Origin of the sequence: Streptomyces sp. YIM 121038, from assembly GCF_006088715.1 — a bacterium.
In the GTDB taxonomy this organism is placed as follows: Bacteria; Actinomycetota; Actinomycetes; order Streptomycetales; family Streptomycetaceae; genus Streptomyces.
This window is the reverse complement of record NZ_CP030771.1, coordinates 9,682,990-9,703,447: the sequence shown is the minus strand read 5'-3', so window position 1 is coordinate 9,703,447 and position 20,458 is coordinate 9,682,990. Positions and strand designations below refer to the sequence as shown.

Annotated in this window: 15 protein-coding genes; 4 read left to right on the top strand and 11 right to left on the bottom strand. The window is 73.5% G+C overall.

Translation table 11 applies throughout. The annotated features are described in order from the left end of the window. Positions 1 to 2: 2 nt before the first annotated feature. Both C9F11_RS41100 and C9F11_RS41095 read right to left on the bottom strand, forming a co-directional pair. On the bottom strand, positions 3 to 1,475 hold the full coding sequence (locus tag C9F11_RS41100; RefSeq protein WP_138965453.1) for a cellulase family glycosylhydrolase: 1,473 nt from the start codon (positions 1,473 to 1,475) through the stop codon (positions 3 to 5). Positions 1,476 to 1,644: 169 nt separating this feature from the next. Continuing rightward, positions 1,645 to 3,030 (bottom strand): S41 family peptidase, encoded by a 1,386-nt coding sequence (locus C9F11_RS41095; protein ID WP_138965451.1) that lies wholly within the window; start codon positions 3,028 to 3,030, stop codon positions 1,645 to 1,647. Between the two features lie 362 nt (positions 3,031 to 3,392). Here C9F11_RS41095 and C9F11_RS41090 point away from each other — a divergent pair, with 362 nt between their 5' ends. Both C9F11_RS41090 and C9F11_RS41085 read left to right on the top strand, forming a co-directional pair. Continuing rightward, the gene (locus tag C9F11_RS41090) at positions 3,393 to 5,132 is read left to right on the top strand and encodes a sigma-70 family RNA polymerase sigma factor (protein ID WP_249402098.1); all 1,740 of its coding nucleotides are present in this window, start codon (positions 3,393 to 3,395) and stop codon (positions 5,130 to 5,132) included. A gap of 348 nt (positions 5,133 to 5,480) precedes the next feature. After that, entirely contained in the window at positions 5,481 to 7,559 is a 2,079-nt protein-coding gene (locus C9F11_RS41085; protein ID WP_138965447.1) for a M6 family metalloprotease domain-containing protein, read from the top strand. 105 nt (positions 7,560 to 7,664) lie between these two features. Here C9F11_RS41085 and C9F11_RS41080 read toward each other — a convergent pair whose 3' ends face one another. Then, complete coding sequence (locus C9F11_RS41080; protein WP_138965445.1) at positions 7,665 to 8,039, bottom strand: hypothetical protein; 375 nt, start codon at positions 8,037 to 8,039, stop codon at positions 7,665 to 7,667. A gap of 274 nt (positions 8,040 to 8,313) precedes the next feature. On the opposite strand from C9F11_RS41080, the gene C9F11_RS41075 reads away from it, so the two are divergent. After that, complete coding sequence (locus C9F11_RS41075; RefSeq protein WP_249402097.1) at positions 8,314 to 9,426, top strand: PQQ-dependent sugar dehydrogenase; 1,113 nt, start codon at positions 8,314 to 8,316, stop codon at positions 9,424 to 9,426. An 85-nt stretch (positions 9,427 to 9,511) separates the two neighbouring features. Here C9F11_RS41075 and C9F11_RS41070 read toward each other — a convergent pair whose 3' ends face one another. The 3 genes from C9F11_RS41070 to C9F11_RS41060 form a co-directional block, all read right to left on the bottom strand. After that, positions 9,512 to 9,928, bottom strand: coding sequence for a hypothetical protein (locus C9F11_RS41070; RefSeq protein WP_138965441.1), 417 nt, complete (start codon positions 9,926 to 9,928; stop codon positions 9,512 to 9,514). Positions 9,929 to 10,013: 85 nt separating this feature from the next. Next, positions 10,014 to 11,414 (bottom strand): M28 family metallopeptidase, encoded by a 1,401-nt coding sequence (locus tag C9F11_RS41065; RefSeq protein WP_138965439.1) that lies wholly within the window; start codon positions 11,412 to 11,414, stop codon positions 10,014 to 10,016. A gap of 101 nt (positions 11,415 to 11,515) precedes the next feature. After that, positions 11,516 to 12,310, bottom strand: a complete 795-nt coding sequence (locus C9F11_RS41060; RefSeq protein WP_171076017.1) for an SAM-dependent methyltransferase — start codon at positions 12,308 to 12,310, stop codon at positions 11,516 to 11,518. Positions 12,311 to 12,589: 279 nt separating this feature from the next. Here C9F11_RS41060 and C9F11_RS41055 point away from each other — a divergent pair, with 279 nt between their 5' ends. Further along, entirely contained in the window at positions 12,590 to 13,450 is an 861-nt protein-coding gene (locus C9F11_RS41055; protein WP_138965437.1) for a class I SAM-dependent methyltransferase, read from the top strand. Between the two features lie 12 nt (positions 13,451 to 13,462). On the opposite strand, the gene C9F11_RS41050 is transcribed toward C9F11_RS41055, so the two are convergent. From C9F11_RS41050 to C9F11_RS41020, 5 genes are all read right to left on the bottom strand, one after another. Continuing rightward, positions 13,463 to 14,161, bottom strand: a complete 699-nt coding sequence (locus tag C9F11_RS41050) for an alpha/beta hydrolase (protein WP_138965435.1) — start codon at positions 14,159 to 14,161, stop codon at positions 13,463 to 13,465. 103 nt (positions 14,162 to 14,264) lie between these two features. Further along, positions 14,265 to 14,828: a hypothetical protein gene (locus C9F11_RS41045; RefSeq protein ID WP_138965433.1), complete on the bottom strand. Its 564-nt coding sequence runs from the start codon at positions 14,826 to 14,828 to the stop codon at positions 14,265 to 14,267. A gap of 83 nt (positions 14,829 to 14,911) precedes the next feature. Next, positions 14,912 to 17,707, bottom strand: a complete 2,796-nt coding sequence (locus tag C9F11_RS47815) for a LuxR family transcriptional regulator (RefSeq protein ID WP_171076016.1) — start codon at positions 17,705 to 17,707, stop codon at positions 14,912 to 14,914. Between the two features lie 214 nt (positions 17,708 to 17,921). Next, positions 17,922 to 19,367, bottom strand: a complete 1,446-nt coding sequence (locus C9F11_RS41025) for an MFS transporter (protein WP_138965429.1) — start codon at positions 19,365 to 19,367, stop codon at positions 17,922 to 17,924. Beyond that, entirely contained in the window at positions 19,364 to 20,311 is a 948-nt protein-coding gene (locus tag C9F11_RS41020; protein ID WP_138965427.1) for a nucleoside hydrolase, read from the bottom strand. The genes C9F11_RS41025 and C9F11_RS41020 overlap by 4 nt, the downstream gene beginning before the upstream one ends. Positions 20,312 to 20,458 lie beyond the last annotated feature (147 nt).

Here is a 20,458-nt window from a genome sequence, read left to right as displayed (position 1 = left end):
TTTCAGCTACGTGTGCCGCCCGGACCCGGTGTGACCCGCACGGCCACCTCCGCGTGCCGGGCGGCCCACACCTTCACGTGGCCCGCCCGTCCCGCGGGCACGCCGTCGGTGCTGGTGTGCGCCCCGCGCCCCGTGACCTCGACGCGCCATCCGGTGGGGCTCGGCGGCAGGGACAGCTCGGTGGTGCCGGGGCGGCGCGCGGCCCGGTAGGCGAGGCGGTAGGTGCCGGTGGCCGGGTCGTGGGCGTCCTCGCGTACGGCTCCGGCGACCGCGGGAGCGTACGGCGTGGCGGTGCGCTCCTTGTTCGTGCGGAAGCGCCCTTCGGGGTCGAGCGCGCAGTAACCGCCGCCGTAGCACCACACGTAGCCCGCCCAGCCGGAGGAGTAGCGGTTCAGGGAGGCGAGGGCGTCGTCGTAGAAGCGGCGCATGTGCGGCAGGCCGCTGTTGAGGGGGCCCCACTCCCCCACCACGACCGGCAGGGAGTGCTCGCGCGGGTAGGCGGTGACGGCCCGCTCGTACGCCTCGATCCAGCCGGCCGACGGATCGTAGTCGGCGCCCGCCTCCATCGCGGTGTTGTAGAAGTGCGGCGCGTACACGACCCGTTCGTCGTCCACGCGGCCGAGGCCGGTGGGGACGCCTTCGCCGACGATCGGGGTCGGCTCGACGAACAGCCAGGCCGAGCGGTCCCGGGTGCGGATCGCGTCCGCGAGGCGGTTGTACAGGGGGGTGAGCTGGGTCGCCTCGATGCGGCGGGCGGCGCTCGCCAGGTCCTCGCCGGGGCGCAGTTCACCCATCGGCTCGTTGATGAGGTCGTAGCCGAGCAGCGCCGGATGGCCGCCGAAGCGGGCGGCGAGGAGGCGCCACACGCGGGCCTGGGCGGTGCGCAGGTCCGCGTCCTCGTAGAGGTGGGTGAAGGCGCGCTGGACGGCGGGCTCGAAGTACTCGGCGAACCAGTCGTCGGGGTGCGGGGTGAACGGCAGCCCGTCGGTGCGCGTCGCCCAGCGGGGGATCCCGCGGTGGCCGAAAGCGGGTCCGAACACGTCCTGGTGGGCGTCGAGCACGACCTGGATCCGGTGCTTGTGGGCCCAGCCGAGGATCCGCTGGATCTTGCGCAGATAGCCCTCGCTGTAGTGGCCGCGGCGCGGCTCCAGGTCGTCCCAGAGGACGAGGAGCCGCGCGACGTTGAAGCCGCGGGCGCGCAGATCGCTGAAGTGGCGTTCCGTGATGGCGCTGAGGGCCTCGGCGCCATGGTGGGTCTTGTCCTCGACGTTCCAGCCGCGCAGGGTGAGGGTGCGGCCCCGGCGGTCGGTCAGGCGCGGGATGCCGGTGGTGTCCGCCGGGCGTGACGCGCCGACGGCTCCGCCGCGCGGGCCGTCCGCCATGGCGGCGGGACGGGCCTGGACAGCGGGGGTCAGCGCCCCGCCCAGGAGGGCGACGGCGAGGAGCGCGGCCAGAGCCATGCGGCGCGGGGCCATGGCGGACCTCCGGTGGTGGACGGGAACACCCTGGGTGTCAAGGTGTTCGCGCCATCCAACCCGCTGACTGATGGTCCATCAAGACATGTGCGTGAGGCTTTGGTTGGCGTTCCGCTCGCGGTCCTTGGACCCTTCCGTCCGCCGCCTCGCGCCGCACCGGTCGCGAGGCTCAGTGCGCCTTCAGGACGCGCAGGGCGCGGTCGAAGGCCGAGTCGCGGTTCTTGGCGAACTCCTCCTTGGTGAAGACGGGTTCGCTCAGGTGCGGCGGAACGCCGGTGCCGTCGAAGGTGCGGCCGGTGCGGGTCAGGAACTCCTCGTTGGGCAGCCAGGCGACCATGCCGTTGGGGAGGTTGCGCGCCAGGACGTCCGAGAACACGCCCTGGGTGGCCTGCCCGACGCGGACGACCCTGCCGGGCCGGTCCATCAGGGCCTGGGTGAAGGTCTCCCCCGCGCTCACGGTCGAGCCGCCGGTCAGCACGGCGATCGGGCCGGTGTAGCGGGGAGCGTCGGCCGGGCGGACGCGGATGGGCTCGGGGCGGGTGTGCTCGCCCGGGTCGGCGGGGTCGTTGCGGGCCCGCTTGGAGTAGGCGACGTAGGGCGTGTCGGTGAGGCGCTCGGCGATGCGGATGCCGAGGACGTCGGAGCCGCCGCCGTTGACGCGCAGGTCGATCATGAGGCCTTTCAGCCGCCGGGTGCGGTCCTTGGTGAGGATCGCGTCGAGCGCCCGGTCGAGCTCTGCCGCGTGGGCGGAGAAGGGGGCGCCCGCGGGCACGTACCCGGCGAAGCCGGAGATCCGCAGATAGCCCTGGCCGCCCGGCAGATCGGCGTAGGTGATCCGGCCGCCCGCGAAGTCCTTGCGGTACGTGGCGTGCTTCAGGTCGCGCCTCTCGACGAACTTCTTGACCTTGGCGTCCAGCTTCTTCGTGGGGTTGACCGTGCCGGGGCGGACCTCGGCGTAGACGCGGTCGCCGTCCATGACCGCGACGTGGGCGTCGTACAGCGGCTTCACCATCCGGCTGAGGATCGAGAACAGTTCCTTCCTCGTGGTGTCCGCGTGCACCTGGGGCCGGTAGCGGTCGCGTACGGCGTCCCAGTCGATGCCCCGGGCCGCGAAGAACGGGTAGTTCTCCGCGAACGACTGCCAGAACACGTCGAAGGACGCCCGGGGGCCCTTCGGGCCCTGCCGCGTGCAGTCGTCCGGCAGCGCCTGGAGGCGCCGCAGGGCGCGGTGGCCCACGGAGCTGTCGAAGCTCAGGGTCGCGCGCTGCCCGTCGGGCCCGGTGCGCACGGTGACTACGGCGCTGTCCCGCGTGGTGTAGCGCCCGGCGCCCGTGCGTCGGGCCGACTCGCCCTTGAGACAGCTCACGGCGGTCGTCTGGTACTCCTGGAAGGTTCCGTTCCGGAGCGCGAGGACGGTGCCGTAGCCGTCCATGCGCCAGTAGCCGTCGACGGTCGGCCGCTCCTCGCCGGTGGCGGGACGGTCCTTCGCGACGGCGCTCGGCGCGACGCCCGCGGCGAGGGCCAGGACGACGGCGGTGGCGGTGGCGATGCGCACGGTGGAGCCTTCCGGGTAAGGGGCGGGTGGCGTGAAGGGGTGCGGTGACGCGGGCGCGTGACGCGATCCGCGTCGGCATCACGGTCCCGCACGCGGCCCGGCGCGGCCATCCGGCTGGCCGGTGCGGCGGGGGTGGGGACAACCCCCGTCGGCCGACACGTTCCGACGCGCACCCCGCGTGCCAGCCGGCTCGTCCCAGGCCTCGCACGCGTCACCCGAAGCGACTCCGGTCTCGCACCGCGTGACGTGACTCGGGTCTCAAAGTGATCTGCGCGGTTTCTGTTATCCCCCCGCGCCCCGCAGGATCTCCGATGCAGTGGGCGTACTCAGCACCACGCAGCGATCAGGACAGGAGATGTGCCGTGCAGCACGATCAGTGGGAGCCGCAGCAGGGGGACGGCACCGGCCTCACCGCTCTCGTCGTCGCGGGCCGGGCCGGGGACGCGCGGGCCCAGGACGAGCTGGTCGCCGCGTTCCTGCCGCTCGTGTACAACATCGTCGGCCGCGCCCTCAGCGGGCACGCCGACGTCGACGACCTGGTGCAGGACGTCATGGTCCGGATGCTCAGAGGGCTTCCCGGCCTGCGCGACCCGGACTCGTTCCGCTCCTGGCTCGTCGCCATCGCCATGAACGAGACCCGTCGCCACCAGCGGCCCGCGCCGGTCGACAGCGGCCTCCAGGACGCGTACGACGTCCCGGACCCGGGCGGGGACTTCACCGACGTGACGATCCTCCGGCTCGGTCTGTCCGGGGAGCGCAAGGAGGTCGCCCGGGCCACGCGCTGGATGGACGACGACCACCGGGAGCTGCTCGCGCTGTGGTGGCTGGAGGCCGCCGGTGAGCTGTCCCGCGGCGAGGTCGCCGCGGCCCTGGAGCTGACGCCCGAGCACACCGCCGTCCGGGTGCAGCGCATGAAGGCCCAGCTGGAGGCGGCACGCGTGGTCGTGCGCGCCCTGGCCGCCGAGCCGCGCTGCCCCGTGCTCGCGCAGGCGGCGTCGGGCTGGGACGGCAGGCCGTCCGCGCTGTGGCGCAAGCGCCTGGTGCGGCACACCCGTGACTGCGCGGCCTGCGGGGGCCTCGGCGCGCGCCTCACGCCCGCGGAGGGGCTGCTCGCCGGGATCGCTCTCGTGCCGCCGCTGCTGGTCATGGGGGCCGGACACTTCTCCGGCGCGGGCGCCGGGGCCGACGCCATGGCGTCCGTCGCGTACGCGGGCGACGGTGAGGCGAGCACACAAGCCATGCATCAGGACGAAACGGCGCCTTCTGCTGATGTCGGCCTCCGGGACGGTGGGGCCCCTGACGTGACCCCCCTCTCCTCGACGGGTACCCCGGGCTCCCGCGCGCGGCTGCGGCAGGGGCGGCGCAGCGTGCGTCGGCGGCGGCAGGCGGTCGGTGCGGGCGCGGGTGTGGCCGCGATCGCCGCGCTCGCCGGTGTCATGCAGCTCGCCGACGACTCGCCCGGCCCGTCGGACAAGGGCTCGGCGGTGGCGCTGGAGTCGAGCGAGCCCTCCGCGTCGCCGACGGTCACGGAGGAGCCGAGCCGGTCGCCGTCCCCGTCCGCGTCGCCGTCGAAGGCCACGAAGACCAAGAAGCCCTCGCCGACCGCGAGCCCCTCGCGCGCCAGCAGGAAGAAGACGGCCGAGCCGCCGCGGCCCGCACCCTCCCGGAAGGCGGCGCCGCGCCCCACGACCAAGAAGCCCGCGCCGCCCGCACCCTCCGGGTCGAACGCGCAGCAGGTGCTCAGCCTGGTCAACGCCGAGCGCGCCAAGGCCGGGTGCGGTCCCCTCACCCACAACAGCAAGCTGGCCACGGCCGCGCAGCGCCACTCCGCCGACATGCGGTCGCGCAACTACTTCGACCACACCTCGCCGGACGGCACCGACCCGGGGCAGCGCATCACGGCCGCGGGCTACAAATGGAGCACCTACGGCGAGAACATCGCGCGCGGCCAGCAGACCGCCGCCTCGGTGATGGACGCCTGGATGAACAGCGAGGGCCACCGCGCCAACATCCTCAACTGCGCCTTCAAGGAGCTGGGCACGGGGGTCGAGGAGGGCGAAGGCGGCCCGTGGTGGACGCAGAACTTCGGGGCGCGGGGCTGATGGTCTGATCCGGCGGGAGGGCGGGCCCGGCGGGCGCGGGCCCGGCGGGCAGCAGGCCCGGCGGGCAGCAGGCCCGGCGGGCAGCAGGCCCGGCGGGCAGCAGGCCCGGCGGGCAGCAGGCCCGGCGGGCAGCAGGCCCGGCGGGCAGCAGGCCCGGCGGGCAGCAGGCCCGGTGGGCGGCGCCCGGTGGGGCTCAGCCGCGTCCACCGCCCCGCCGGGCCCAACCGCCCCACCCCACCAGGCAAATCCGTCCCAAAAGACTGTTGACACCCCAAAGGTGCCCGGCGGAGGGTACCGCTGACCGGCTTGTCATGTTCTTGTCCACACCCACCAGGCAAGAGGTGAGCCTTGTTCCTCCGTCGCACCCGTCGTAGAAATGCGCACGGCGCCAGCACGCGCCGTCTCCCGGTCCGCCGTCTCGGTCTCCTCACGGCGCTCCTGGGACTCACCGCCTCCGCCCTCGCCGTCGGCCCCGCCCGGGCGAACCCCGAGCCCACGGCCCGTCCTCCCCTCGTCCAGCCGATCGACCCGCAGCGCTGGCAGAACCCCGACTCCATGACGTGGGCCGACCACCGGTCCGTGCCCGGCACCGACTGGGCCAACCCCGATCTCAAGCCCACCAAGCGCACCTTCAAGGGCGCCCTGGTGCTCCTGGACTACCCCGACGAGGAGTTCACGGTCAGTAAACCGGCCGGATCCAGCCTCTTCGGCAATCCCCAGCCGAGCGCCGCCAACATCCCGCGCGCCCAACTGCCGTCCTTCTACCGCGACTTCCTCAACAAGCCCGGTGCGCTCAACCGCGGCCACACCATCAACGAGTACTGGATGGAGGACTCCGGCGGCCGCATCGGCGTCGACCTGACCGCCTTCGGCGTCTACCGCATGCCGTACAAGTCCTTCCAGTACGGCATCGAGCCGCAGATGAACCCGGGCGCCTGTCCGCGCGGCAGCAGCTGCGGCAAGGACATCCGCGCGGACGGCAAGGCCGCCTGGACCGCGGACGTGGGCGGCGGCGAGACCGCCAAGTACGACTTCGTCTTCTTCCTGACCGCGGGGCAGGACGAGTCGTCCGTGTGGCAGGAGTTCGGGCAGATGAAGTTCGCCTCGCCGCAGAGCGTGCCGTCGGCGTGGGGCCCGCCCGCGCCCATCACCTCGGGCGGCAACTCCGCGAGCACCCGCTACGTGCCGTGGACGTCCTGGGCGGCCGCGGCCCGCATCTGGCCCAACGCGACGGCCGGTTCGTCCACGCAGGCCGAGAGCTCCGGGATGGGCGTGTACGCGCACGAGCTCAGCCACATCCTGGGGATCGGCGACAACTACAACAACCCGTACGGCAAACCGCTGCGCCGCGCCTACACCGGCATCTGGAGCATGCTCTCGCGCGGCTCCTTCAACGGCCCCGGAGGCCCGCACACCCGCTGGCAGATACCGGCCACCAACGGCGGGTCGATGGGCTCCCAGCACATCCTGCGCGACAAGCTCAAGCTCGGCATCGTCGACGAGAAGAACGTGCTGCGCCTGGACCGCGACGCGCTCAAGGGCTCCGGCACCGTCGTGGCCCGGGTGACGGCCCGCTCCGCGCCGCCCGGCGCCAAGGGGCTCAGCGGCGTCAACATCAGCATGAGCCGCGACCTGGCGCGCGCCTGCGATCCGGCCACCGATCCCCTGTGCGACGGCGGCGGCTATCAGAACTACACCGTCGAGGTCGTCGACCGCATGGGCATGGACTCCTTCACCCCGGACAACGGCGTGCTGCTGTCCAAGACGAAGAACCAGGACCAGGCCCCGTTCGCGTGGGTGGTCGACGCGCACCCCGAGGACATCGACATGGTGGACTTCAAGCGCCCCGACGGCACCCAGCAGAAGATCACCATGGGCGACTACCGGCAGCTCAGCGACGCCCTGCTGCACGCCGGCGCCAACTCCGGCAGCGAGTACGAGTACGTCGACGAGGCCAACCGCCTGCACTTCTACGTCCTCGACCTGGAGCGCACCCCGAGCGGTGTCCTGTCGTACACGATCGCCGTCAAGTCCCTCGACGGCGCGGGCCCGCAGCGCCGGGGCGTGGCGCTGGACCGCGGACACGCCAAGGGCAGCGCGGAGCGCCGGGCCGTGTGCTCCTTCGACCTGGCCAACACCGGGCGCGGCGTTCCCCCGCGTCCGGGGCACCCCGAGAACGTGGACCGCTATCTGCGCTCCGACGTCTACCGGCTGTCCGCCAAGGCGTCCGGTGACGGCTGGTCCGCGTGGCTGCCCAACCGCCTCGCCACCGCGCGGTCCGGCCAGTCCGTCGAGGTCGACGTCGCCGTGAGCGCGCGGCGCGACGCCGACCGGAACGGCAAGGTGGTGCTCACCGCCCGTTCGGAAAGCGATCCGGGCAAGACCGCGAAGGCCGTCTGCAAGGTGAACAAGGGCAAACACCACTAGATCCATCCCAGGTCCGGGGGCGTCGCCGCGTGCGGAGCCCCCGGAACGACGCGGCGGCCCCCGCACCGGCTCGGCGTCCGGTGCGGGGGCCGCTCGCGCGCGGCGTCAGTTCAGCGGTGCCTTCGGGGGCGTGCCGTAGAACGTCATGCGGGGCCAGCCGCGCTTGGCCGCGACCTCGTTGAGGGCCTCCGCGATCTCCGCGGGCGAGACGTCGTACTGGGCGGGCGACTCCTCGGTCTTGACCGTGAAGGTCATCGACAGCTCGGCGTAGCCGGTGCCGTGCTGGACCCGGCCGGTGAACTCCGTGCCCGGCGCGAAGGCGACCGCCGCCGCCTGCGTCCGCTCGGCGGACGTGCCGGTGTCGGCGGCCTGCGCCACCTTGCCGTCCTCCGCCTGCGCGGCACCGGCCGACGCGAGCACCGCGCCCGCCGCGGCCGAACCCGAGTAGCCAAGGAGCGATCTTCTGGAGACTCCGGACATGTTTCCCCTCCTGACCATGGCGGCCTCCCCCCTGGAGGCCCGCGGTGATCATAAGGAACGCGGCGGGCCCATGGGGCGGAACAAGATCGTCCATATGAAAGCGGTGCGGCGGGCGCCGCACCGGGGCCGCCGAGAAGCCTCATCCGAATCCCCGAGAACGGCCGATCGCCCGCGTTGACAGGTACATCACACGCTCCTACGGTGCCCCCACCCAACAGGAAAGCTTCCTCCCTGCCAGGGCCGTCAACTCCCCCCACTCCCCCTGGAGGACACCGTGTCACGCACCCGACGCCACCCGTCCCGGACCCTGGGCGCGCTGGTGGCCGCGGCCACCGCCGTCTCGCTCTGCGCGACCCTGACCTCGGCCGACGCCGCTACGCGGGCCGAGCCGGGCACCCCCGACCCCGGCACCGTCACCCCCCTCGCCAGCGGTCTCGACGTGCCGTGGGGCCTGGCGTTCCTGCCGGACGGCGCCGCGATCTTCACCGAGCGCAACACCTTCAACGTCTACCGCCTGACGAAGACGGGCCAGAAGACGCTCCTCGGCAAGGTGCCCTACTCCCAGACCACCGGCCTCGAAGGCGGTCTGATGGGCCTGGAGATCTCGCCGACCTTCGTCACCGACCACTTCCTGTACTTCCTGCACACCTCGACCGACGGCAACCGCATCGCCCGCATGACGCTGGAGAACAACACCCTCACCGGGTACAAGGTGCTCCTCAGCGGCATGACCAAGAACCGCGCCCACAACGGCGGGAGGCTGCGCTTCGGCCCCGACGGCAAGCTCTACGCGGGCATGGGCGACGCACAGAACGGCGCGCTCGCGCAGAACAGGAACTCCCTCAACGGCAAGATCCTGCGCATCAACCCCGACGGCTCCATCCCCGCCGACAACCCCTTCGGCAACGCCGTGTGGTCACTGGGCCACCGCAACCCGCAGGGCCTCGACTTCGACTCGCAGGGACGCCTGTGGCAGGCCGAGTTCGGCAACAACGTGATGGACGAGGTCAACCTCGTCCAGAAGGGCGGCAACTACGGCTGGCCCAACTGTGAGGGCACCAGCGGCAGTTGCTCCGGCACCATCCCGCCGAAGAAGACCTGGCCGGTGGCCTCCGGCTCGCCCAGCGGCCTGACCATCATCAACGACCACGTCTTCGTCGCCACCACCCGGGGCCAGCGGGTGTACCGGCTGCGCATCGACGCGAACTTGGGCCTGACCGACCAGCGGACGTACTTCCAGGGCACGTACAACCGGCTGCGCACCGTCGAGGTCGACCCCCAGGGGGACATCTGGCTGACCACGTCCATCGACAGGGACAACTCCCCGGGCAACGACCAGATCCTGCTCGTCGACGTCGTGTACTCGGGCGGCGCCGCCCGTCGGTGAGGCCAGGGGCCGGGCCGCACGCGCGCGGGGGCGCGCCCCGGAGCCGAGTCCGGGGCGCGCCCCCGCGGGCACTTCTCGCGGGGCGCTACTTGGCGACCGGCGAGACCGCGACGCAGCCCGCCACGACGTTCTCGCCGGAGGCCTCCTTGATGACCTCGCCCTTGTAGATCACCTTGCAGGTGAGGTCCGCACCCGTCGGGTCCGTGGAGATCGGCACGACGGTGGGCGGCATGATCCCGCGCAGCGTCACCGTCTTCTTCCACGGCAGCTCCGGCTTGGCGGCCTTCTCCAGCTTGGGGTTGGCGGCGGAACCCGCACCGGCGGCGAACTCGATCTCGTCGACGTTCTTGCCGGAGACCTCGTAGGTCACCTCGTACTTCTCGTTGACGGCCTTGTCGACGGCGTCGACGGCCTTCTTCTCGGCCTCGGAGCAGGCGCCGAGCGTCAGCGCGAGACCGGCGGCGGCGAGCGCGCACGCGGCGGTGCGGATCGTTCTCTTCATGTGCGCAGACAACAGTAAAGAGCACGCAAAGTCAATCCGCGCCGCCAGGGAATCCCCAGCTCAGCGCAGGGGCGCGGGACGGCCCCTAGCGTTGCGGCGCCGGGAAGGCCACCGGGCTGCGCAGTCCGGCCCGGTTCACCGCGCGCACGCCGAAGAACACGTTGTCCTTGGAGAGGTCGACGGTGTGGCGGGTGGTGTCGCCCACACGGACCGCGTGCGTCCACTCGGGCGAGGTCGTCTCGCGCCACACGACCTCGTACCCGGCCAGGTCCGGCTCCCCGCCGCGCTCCCAGACCAGCTCCGTCGCGTTCGTGAGGGCCGTGGTCACGATCTTCGCACCGCGGGGCGTGCCCGGGGCCAGGGCCAGGCTCCACAGGGCCGCGGCGTTGACCCGGGCGACACGCGCGACGAACGGGAAGTCGCAGAACTCGGGCAGGTCCCCGTACTGCTTGCCGTCGACGACCCGTACGTCCTGGTGCTGGTGGGCGTAGTCCTCCGCGGGCTCGGTGAACCGGGCCGCCGGGTAGCCGCGCTCGAGGAACGGGATGTGGTCGCCGCCGCGCAGATAGCGGTCGCGGCGGTAGATCACACGGACCTTCATGCCGGTCGCGTCGGGGTGGGCGACCTCGCGCACGAAGCGGGCGAGCTGCCGCGCGGGCGAGTCGTTCTCGCCACCGACGGAGCGCCGCACTTCGGCCTCCTGCGGCGTCTCGGCGGTGGGCACGCCCTCGGCGAAGAGCCGGATGGTGTGCGGGTCGCGGCTGCCGTCGTCGGCGGTGGAGCTGCCCACGATGTCGTTGGTGAACATCCCCTGCACGTCGGCCCGTTGGTCCTTGTAGCTCTGCGCGAGGTGGGCGGCGCCGTACAGCCCCTGCTCCTCCCCGGCGACGGCGGCGAACACCAGCGTCGCCCCCGTGCGCCGGGTCGCGAGGACACGGGCCAGCTCCATGACCACGGCGACCCCGGAGGCGTCGTCGTCGGCGCCCGGGGCGTCGCTGGTGTGGTCCATGGGGTCGCCGGCGCGGGAGTCGTAGTGCCCGGAGACGACGTAGACGCGGTCGGGGGACGTCGTGCCGCGCAGCGTGGCGACGACGTTGGAGATCCGGGTCGGCGTCGGGATGCGCGGCCCCGGCTGCTGCACGTACGACTGGAGGTCGACGGTCATCCGGCCGCCGGAGTCGCGGGCGTACTCCCGCATCCGGGCGAGGATCCAGTCGCGCGCGGCGCCGATGCCGCGCTCCGGGTCGTCCTGGGCGGAGAGGGTGTGCCGGGTGCCGAAGGCGACCAGGCGGCGTACGGTCGCCTCGATGCGGCGGTGGTCGATCTCCCGCAGCAGGGCGCGCAGTTCGCGCGAGGGCGGCCGTGGAGCGAGCCGGATCCGCTCGCCCGCGGCGGCCGGGGCCGCGGCCTGGACGGTGGCGGCGGCCGCGGTGGCGGCGGCGCCGGTGAGGAGGGTGCGCCGAGGGGTGCCCTTCGGATTCGCCATGGACGTATGGTCATGCACACCACAACCGCCCCGCAAGACGCGCGCCTCCCCGGAGTCACCCGAGCGCGGGCCCGGCCGTCACTCGAACGCGGCCGGGGGCCTCAGGGCTTGCGCGCCACGCCCCCGAAGTCGTCGACCTCCGCGGGCAGTCGGCCCTTGTGCGGCTCGGGCCGCCAGCGCGAGACGGACACCAGGCCGGGCTCCAGGAGGTCCAGGCCGTCGAAGAAGCGGGCGAGCTGCTCGGGGCTGCGGTTGACGCGCGGGTTGTCGCTCGCCTCGTTCCACTGCTCGATCATCTCGCGCATCCGCTCGGGGTCGAGCACCTCGGTGTCGTCGCACAGGACCAGATGGCTGCCGGAGGGCAGGGCGTCCACCAGGCGGCCCACGATGGCGTAGACGGAGTCGTCGGTGATGTGCGCGGTGATCCCGAGCAGCATCAGGGCGACGGGCCGGGTGAAGTCCAGGGTGTGGGCGGCCTGTTCGAGAATCGCGTCCGGGTCGCGCAGGTCGGCGTCGATGTAACCCGTCGCGCCCTGTGGGGTGCTGGTGAGCAGCGCCTCGGCGTGGGTGAGCACGATCGGGTCGTGGTCGACGTAGACGATCCGCGCGTCGGGAGCGAGGCGCTGGGCGACCTCGTGGGTGTTGTCGGCGGTGGGCAGGCCCGTACCGACGTCCAGGAACTGGCGGACGCCCGCGTCCTCGACGAGGTGGCTCACGGCGCGCACGAGGAAGTGCCGCTGGGCGCGCGCGATCTCGATGATCCCCGGGTTGGCCGCGCAGATCTGGTCGCCCACCTGCCGGTCGACCTCGTAGCAGTCCTTGCCGCCCAGCCAGTAGTTCCAGATGCGTGCGGAGTGCGGCACGTTGCTGTTGATCAGCGTGGGATCGTACGACATGAGGGCCCTCCCGGGGTCGACCGCTGCGGAGCTTAACGCAGCTCCCGGCGGCGGTCGGCGCCGGATACGGCCAGCGTGACGGCGGACCGACCGGGCCCCGCATGGAGCCCGGCACCGGCCGCTGGGCGAAGGCGAGCCTCGGCGGACGTCATCGCCGAACCGCCGTCGGAGGGCACATTCCTGGCTCAACTACGCCCTCACGAACCGCACGGGTGACAGGTGCAATGTCCTTGTACGTGCGGAGGATCGGCATCCGCACCCACCGGGAGGAGACGCACCATGGCAGCGGAGGCACACGGCACGGCTCCCACCCCCGACGAGGTCGGGGCGATGTACGACCAGTACGGCGATCTGCTGGCGCATCTGCTCGGGTCGAGCGCCGTGCACATCGGCATGTTCGTGCCGCACGGCACGCCCGCGGCCTCGCTCGTCGACATGGCCGACGTCGCGCAGGACCGGCAGACCGAGTTCCTCATCGACACCTTCGACCCGGTGCCGGGCAGCCGCGTGCTCGACATCGGCTGCGGCACCGGCGCTCCCGCGCTGCGCCTGGCGGAGCGCACCGGGTGCCGCGTCACCGGCATCACGGTGAGCCGGAGCCAGCTGGACCGGTGCCAGGAGCGGCGGACGGGGCATCCGGCCGCGGACCGCGTGGAGTTCGCGTACGGCAACGCCATGGCCCTGGAGCACGCCGACGCCTCGTTCGACGCCGCCTGGTCCATCGACTGCGTACCGCACCTGTCCGACCGCCCCCTGGGACTCCGGGAGGCGCAGCGCGTGCTGAAGCCCGGCGGCCGCTTCCTGCTGACCGAGTTCACGGTGCGGGGCGCGCCCAGCGAGGCGGAGATGTCCGCGTACACCACGCTGTGGGCGTGTCCGCCGCTGCGGCCCTTCGCCGCGCTGATCGGCGAGGTCGAGGAGGCCGGGTTCCAGGTGGAGCTGGTGCGGGACATGACCACCAACGCCGTGCTGTGCGGCGAGCTGATGGGCGTGCTCTACCAGGACCGGCGCGAGGAGATCGAGCAGCGGTTCGGCAAGGAGGCACTCACCCACACCGACCCGCTGATCGGCCCGTTCCGTTCCTTCACCCGCCGGCACACGGACTACCACGTCCTGGCGCTCCGCAAGCCGGCGGGCTGAGCGGGCCGGGCGTCAGGCCGCGCCGACCTCGTCGGCCGCCGCCTCGATGAGGTCGGTGACCGGGCCCGGCTGGGAGGCCAGGGAGGCGTGGCTGGCGTCGAGTTCGATGGTCTTGCGCGGGTTCATGCGCTGGGCCATGCGGCGCTCGTTGTCGGGGTGGATCATGCGGTCGGCGGTGGAGACCTGGTACCAGCTCGGCTTGGCGCGCCAGGCCGGGGCGGTGATCGTGTCGCCGAACGTCGAGCCGAGCGGCGCCTTCTGTGTGACGGCCATGACCAGCGCCTCCTCGGGTGTGAGGTCCTGGGCGAAGCTCTCGTGGAAGGCGTCCTGCTTGATCCACAGATAGCCGTCGGAGTCCGGGGCGATGTTGTCGAAGGCGGCCGGGGGCTTCTCCTCGCTGATCTGCCCCGGGCTCTCTCCCGCGTCCGGCGCGAACGCCGCGATGTAGACGAGTCCGGCGACGTTGGGCAGGTCGCCCGCCTCCGTGATGACCGCGCCGCCGTAGGAGTGGCCCACCAGGAGCACGGGTCCGTCGATCTGCCGGACCATCTTGCGGGTGCGCTCGGCGTCGTCGGCGAGGGAGGTCAGCGGGTTCTCCACCGCGTGCAGATCGTCGAAGCCGCGCTTGTTCAGCTCCACGATGACGTTCGCCCAGTGGGCGGCGCCGCCCCAGAATCCGTGCACGAGGACTACGGCCGGTTTGCCTGCCATGGCGATTCCACCTGTTCGTTCCGCGCCCCCCGGTGAGTGATGTGCGCTCTCACGCTAGACAGGCCGGGCGCGGCCCGCGACCGGAGGCCCTGACCGGGCGGTTTCAGCCGCCGACGGCGGTCAGCTCGTCGAAGGCCGCGAGCAGGTCCAGGAACGGGGCCTCGCCCCACGCGGCGACCGCGAGGGCCGCCGCGAGCACCGCCGTGCCGTGCGCGCCACCGGCCTCGTCCCGCCAGGAGGTGCGCAGCGCCGCGTCGTCGCGGGCGGCCCAGGCCCGGACCGCCCGGGTGGCGGCCAGTTCGTGGTGCGGCGGGCCCGCGGCGGCGAGCCGGTCGGCGGTGCTGACCACGTCGGCCGGGGTGAGGGTGCGCGGGCCCGACAGGACGACGCCGACGACGAGGCGCAGGACGTCACCGGTGACGGACGGCAGCTGGGACCGCACGGCCGGGTCCGGGGTGTCGAGGGCCGCGGCGATCGTCGCGGAGTCGCCTCGGGCGTAGGCACGGACCAGTGCGACGCCCCTGCGCGTCGCCTCCCGGCCCGCGCGGTCGGCGGGCTCGGCGTGGTCGGCGGGCTCGGCGTGGTCGGCGGGCTCGGCGCGCCGCCGGGCCCGGTCGGCCTCCACGAGCGACCCGTGGGAACCGTGCGGTGCGGGGTACGAGGGCACGCCCCGGCTCCTTTCGCGAGACGTGCCGTGATCCTCCGACCTCAAGTGCGGTTGAAGTCAAGCCCTCCCGGAAGCCGCACCGGTCACTCCGGTTTCGGGTCCGTCCCGTCGGCCTTCGGGTACGTGCCGTCGGTCTTCGCGTACGTCCCGTCGGTCTTCGCGTACGTCCCGTCAGTGAAGTCCACGCGCGCGAGGTCGGCGCGGGCCGCGACGCCGAGCCGTGCGAGCGCGTCGGTCACGAGGTGGTGGACCGTGCGCGGGCCGAGCAGGAGCCGGGCCGCGATCTCGGGGTCGGTGAGGCCTTCGGCGGCGAGGCGGGCCACCTGCCACGCGCGCGGCGTGAGCACCGGCCCGCCGCGCGGCTCCGGCGCGGGGCGGCGGATCCGCTCCCCGGCCCGCTCCTGCTCGGCCAGGGCGCGGTCGAGCAGGGGCACGGCGCCGAGCCGGTGGAAGGTCTCGGCCGCGTCCACGAGCTGTACGAGGGCGTCCGTACGCCGTCGGGCCCGGCCCAGCCACTCGCCGTACAGCAGGCGCGTACGGGCGTGGTCGAACGGGCGCCGGGCCGCGCCGGAGGCCTCCAGGGCCCGGCGGAAGAGCGCCTCGGCCTCGTCCGGGTCCGTGGTGAGGAGCGCGGCGGTGCTGTCGGCCGCGGCCTGTGCCCAGGCGGCGCCGGTGCCGTCGGCCCAGGCGCGCAGCGGCCGCAGGGCGGCTCGCGCGTCGGCCTCCGCACCGGCGCGGAGTGCCGCCTCCGCGGTGTCGGGCGCGGCGAGCAGCGCGAGGGTGGGGTGCGCGGCGGCGTGGCCGGGCTCGGTGAGACGGCGCAGCCACGCCAGCGCCTCGGTGTCCCGGCCCGCGAACAGGGCGGCCTGGCCCCGGGCCCAGTACGCGGTGGCCGTCAGGTCGCGCGTGCCGCACGGCACCGAGCGTTCCAGCACGCGGTCGGTGAGCGCGGTGACGGCGGGCGTCTCGCCGCGCAGCGCGGCGAGACGGGCGAGGGCGGCGCGGCACAGGGACGCGGCGTGGTCGGCACCGGTCTCCTCCGCGACGCGCAGGGCTTCGGTGGCGTCGGCGGTGGCCTCCGTCCAGTGGCCGCGGGCGATGTCGAGGGGGGCGGTCTGCGGGGCGGTGCGCACGAGCGCGCCGGTGGGTTCGGTCGCGCGCAGAGCGGCGAGCCGGGCGCGCAGGGCGTCGGCGAGGGCGGTCTCCGCGCCCCGGGCCAGGGCGAGCGGAGCAGGCGGGAGCAGCGGCCAGGAGACGGTGCCGAGGCGGGCGACGGCGTCGTCGGTGAGGGGCGCGGCGGCGGACGTCTCGCGGTCGGTGTCCCACCACTGGTTGAGCGCGGGCAACAGCGCGGCCTCGGGCAGATCGCCGTCGGTGGCGAGGCCCGCCAGGACGCGCAGGGCCTCGGTCTGCCGGTCGCCGGAGCCCGCGGACCAGGCCGCCCGCACGGCGACGCAGGCCAGCTCGACGGCGCGGCCCCGGTCGGCGACGGCGCGCAGGTCCCGCAGGAGCAGCCGGTGTGCGCTCTCCTGGCCGCCGTGGGCGTGGGCGATGAGGCCGCGCAGGCCACCGCTGATCCCTGCGACGACCTCCTCGGAGGCGTGCCGTTCGGCCTGGTCGAGGAGGTCGCGTGCGGCGGGGACCTGCCCGGCCTCCCAGGCGGCACGAGCGGCCAGGGCGAGGCGTCGGCCCTTGCCGTGGGGCGCGGTGGTGAGGTCGGCGGCCCGGCGCAGACCGGCGACGGCCGAGGCGTGGCCGCCGCGCCGTCCGCTCTGCCGGGCGCATTCCTCCAGCTGGGCGGCGACGTCGTCGTCGGGGCCTTCGGCGGCGGCCGCGCGGTGCCAGGCGCCCAGGTCGGCGCGGCCCTCGCCGGTCAGGACGTCCGCGAGGGCGCGGTGGGCGCGGCGGCACTCGGCGGGCGGGGCGTGGTCGTCGACGACCGTACGGACCGGTGGCGCGTGGAAGCGGACGCGGTCGCCCTCGATGTCAAGGAGCCCGGAGGCCAGGGCGTCCTGCCAGGCTGCTTCGGTGGCGCCGAGCAGGGCGGCGGCGGCACGGACGGCGCGGTGGTCGCCGCGGTCCTCGGCGGCGGCGACCAGGAGGAGGGTGCGGGTGGGCGCGGCGAGCTGGGCGACGCGCGCGGCGATGGCCCGGTGCAGAAGTGGAACGGGGGCCGTCCGCCCTTCCGGCCCGTCGGCCGCGCCGGAGCCGGGCAGCTCGCGCAGGGCAAGGGGGTTGCCGCCCGCCGCGCGCAGGGTGCGGCGGACGGTTTCGGCGTCGGCGTGCGGCGAGGCTTCGCGGACGACCGCTGCGGCGGCGGTGTCGTCGAGCCCGCCGATCTCCAGGGCGGTGCCGCCGTCCCAGGGGCCGCCGGGCGTGGGCGCCTCCTGACCCGTGGCGACGAGCAGGGCGACCGGTTCGCGGTCCAGTCGGCGGGCCACGTAGGCGAGGCACGCGGTGGTCGGCCCGTCGAGCCACTGCGCGTCGTCGACGGTGATCAGGAGGGGCTGTTCCGCGGCGAGTTCGGACAGCAGCGTGAGGGTGGCGACGGCGATGAGGAAGCGGTCGGGGCGCGCGCCGCCGCGGCCGAGCGCCGCGCCCAGGGCCGCCGCCTGGGCCGCGGGCAACGCGTCGATCCGGTCGGCCACCGGCCGCAGCAGTGCGTGCAGCGCGGCGAAGGCGAGGGGCTCCTCCACACGGGTGCCGCGGCAGGAGAGCGTGGTGAACCCGGTCGCCGTGGCGGCGGCATGCTCCAGGAGCGCCGTCTTGCCGATGCCGGGGTCCCCCCACAGCGTGAGCGTCGCGCCGCTGCCCTCGCGCGCTCCTCGCAGGACGCGGGCGAACGTGGCCTTCTCGAAGTCCCGTCCGTGCACGTTCATTTGGTCGAGATCCTAGGGCAGACACAGTCCGTCCTGACAAAGAGTCTCGCTCTTGTCCGTCTACGGACTGTGTTCGACCGCTTCCCGCCCGTCGGCCGTCTCCCGTGCGCCGGCCGTCTCCCGTGCGTCGGCCGTCTCCCGTGCGTCGGCCTCGCCCCGCTGTGGGGGGAGTGAGCCCCTGAGGGGGGGTGAGCCCCTGAGGGACGCGGGGCGGCTAGGCGTGCTCCTCCGCCGTCACCGGCTTCGGGATCAGGAAGGACGTCACGAACGCCGCCGCGATGAGAACGACTCCGGCGATCATGCCCGCCGAGTAGCCCGCCACCGACGTCTTGTCCGCGGGCGCCGCCGCGGTCTGCACGGCGAACAGGACGGCGAAGCTCAGGCCCGCGCCCAGGTTGAACGCGCCCGCGTTGAGGCCGGGCAGGACGCCGGGGCCCTCCTTCGGGGACAGGACGATGCCGAGGCCGTTGAGGACGATGTTGGCGACGCCCGCGTACGTCACGCCGATGAGGATCGACGAGACGAGCAGCAGCGCGCGCGAGTCGGCCTGGAGCGTGACGAGCATCAGGGCGACCGTCGCGGCCGAGCCGACGAGGCCGAAGCGCAGGACCTTGCCGTAGCCGAGGGTGGCCGCGAGGCGTCCCGCGAGGGGGCCCATGGCCAGGCCCGCGAGGGCGTAGGGGGTCAGGGTCCACCAGGCGGACTGCTCGGCGCTCATGCCGAATCCGGCGTCCGCGTTCTGCGCGAACGCGGGGATCATGCCGTTCATGACGGCGAAGACGCCGGTCATGGTGAGCACGGTCGTCAGGAGCAGGGCCCACGTGGAGCGCTGGCGCAGGTGCCGGGTCGCCACCAGCGGGTGGCTGCTGCGGTCCTCGGCGCGCCAGAACACGGCGAAGGCGGCCGCGGCGACGACGGCGAGAGCGGCCACGAGCGGCCAGTTGGCGTCGCCGAGCTTCCCCGCTTCGTTGAGGGCGATCAGGGCCGCGCCGACGGAGACGACCAGGATGGCCACGCCGGGCCAGTCCATGCGGGTCTCGGCGGCGTTGGCGGCGGTCGACTCGGGGGTGAGCACGGCGACCAGGACGGCGGCGAGAGCGGCGACGACGGCCATCACCCAGAAGACCGAGTGGAAGCCGTAGTGGTCGGCGAGCTTGCCGCCCGCGATGGAGTCGACGCCCGCGATGCCGCCGTTGACGGCGGTGATGACGCCGAGCAGGGTGCCGTACCGCTTGGGCTCGTGGACCTCGTTGCGCAGCATGATCAGGCAGAGCGGGACCGTCGGCCCGGACACGCCCTGGATGACACGCCCTGCGAACAGCATCGGCACGCTCTGCGCGAGCGCGGCCACGACGCAGCCCACGGCCATCAGGACCATCATCGCGGCGAGCACCCGGCGGCGGCCGACGAGGTCACCCAGGCGCGGCAGGAACAGCGAGAACAGCGCGGCGGAGGTGAAGAACGCCGTCTGGGTCAGGCCGACCTCGGCGGTGGTCGCGCCGAGGGAGTCCTCGACGTTCTTCAGCGCCGGGCTGAGCATGCTCGCGTTCAGCTGGAAGGCGAAGCACGCCACGAGCAGGGCGGTGACGAGGACCCAGATCCGCACCGGGCGGCTGCCCGGCGCGGTCGCGGTGGCGGACCCGGTGGAGGAGGCGTTCACGCGGGCACCTCGCCGATGCGCTCCAGGGCGTCGACGACGAGGTCCCAGAACCTGTCGTGGTCCAGGTCGACGGCGACCTGGGTGTGGCAGTCGGCGGGGGCGGGCGCGCGGAAGTCGGCCACGGTCATGCCGAGGGTCAGGGTGCCGGTCAGCTCGATGTCCACGGGGGCCTTGCGCACCGTCATGACGTTCGGGTCGATGACGTACGCGACGGCGCACGGGTCGTGCACCGGCGGGTGCTCGAAGCCCTGCTCCCGCAGGTACATGGAGCCGAAGAAGTCCAGGAGCTCGTTCACGAACGCGGCCGGCCGCGTGCCCACGGCGGCGATGCGCGCGACGACCTCGGGGGTGGCGAGCGCCTGGTGCGTCAGGTCGAGGCCGACCATGGTGAGGGGCCAGCGCTCGTTGAAGACGATGTGCGCGGCCTCCGGGTCGATCTTGATGTTGAACTCGGCGACGGCGCTCCAGTTGCCGGTGTGGTAGCCGCCGCCCATGAGCACGACCTCGCGGACGCGCTCGGCGATCCGGGGCTCCTTGCGCACGGCCAGGGCGATGTTGGTCAGACCGGCCGTCGGGACGATCGTGATCTCGCCGGGCTCGTGGGACATCACCGTGTCGATGATGAGGTCGACGGCGTGGCGGCCGTCGAGCTCCAGGGTCGGCTCGGGCAGGACGGGGCCGTCCAGGCCGCTCTCGCCGTGGATCGACTCGGCGACCTCGACGTCGCGCACCAGGGGGCGGGGGCAGCCCGCCGCGAAGGGCACGCCGGTGATGTCGGCGATGCGGGCCACCGACAGGGCGTTGCGGGTGACCTTCTCCAGGGTCTGGTTGCCGACGACGGTGGTGACCGCGACCAGCTCGACGTCGGGATTGCCGTGCGCCAGCAGCATGGCGATCGCGTCGTCATGCCCGGGGTCGCAGTCGAGGATGATCTTTCTGGCCATCGCGGAACCTCTTTGTTCGGCTGAGGCGGCGCTGGCGGGCGTCACCTCGGGAAAACGTTCTCCGAAGACTTTGTGCACGGGTGCGCATTATGTCAACGATCCGGAGCATCCCCGTCCATGTGCCCGTCCTACGCCTCTGACCTGGTA

Coding starts and splice junctions, on each gene's coding strand:
- C9F11_RS41100 (WP_138965453.1), bottom strand. CDS start 1,475: ATGGCCCCGCGCCGCATGGCTCTGGCCGCGCTCCTCGCCGTCGCCCTC.
- C9F11_RS41080 (WP_138965445.1), bottom strand. CDS start 8,039: ATGTCCGGAGTCTCCAGAAGATCGCTCCTTGGCTACTCGGGTTCGGCC.
- C9F11_RS41070 (WP_138965441.1), bottom strand. CDS start 9,928: ATGAAGAGAACGATCCGCACCGCCGCGTGCGCGCTCGCCGCCGCCGGT.
- C9F11_RS41065 (WP_138965439.1), bottom strand. CDS start 11,414: ATGGCGAATCCGAAGGGCACCCCTCGGCGCACCCTCCTCACCGGCGCC.
- C9F11_RS41060 (WP_171076017.1), bottom strand. CDS start 12,310: ATGTCGTACGATCCCACGCTGATCAACAGCAACGTGCCGCACTCCGCA.
- C9F11_RS41055 (WP_138965437.1), top strand. CDS start 12,590: ATGGCAGCGGAGGCACACGGCACGGCTCCCACCCCCGACGAGGTCGGG.
- C9F11_RS41050 (WP_138965435.1), bottom strand. CDS start 14,161: ATGGCAGGCAAACCGGCCGTAGTCCTCGTGCACGGATTCTGGGGCGGC.
- C9F11_RS47815 (WP_171076016.1), bottom strand. CDS start 17,707: ATGAACGTGCACGGACGGGACTTCGAGAAGGCCACGTTCGCCCGCGTC.
- C9F11_RS41020 (WP_138965427.1), bottom strand. CDS start 20,311: ATGGCCAGAAAGATCATCCTCGACTGCGACCCCGGGCATGACGACGCG.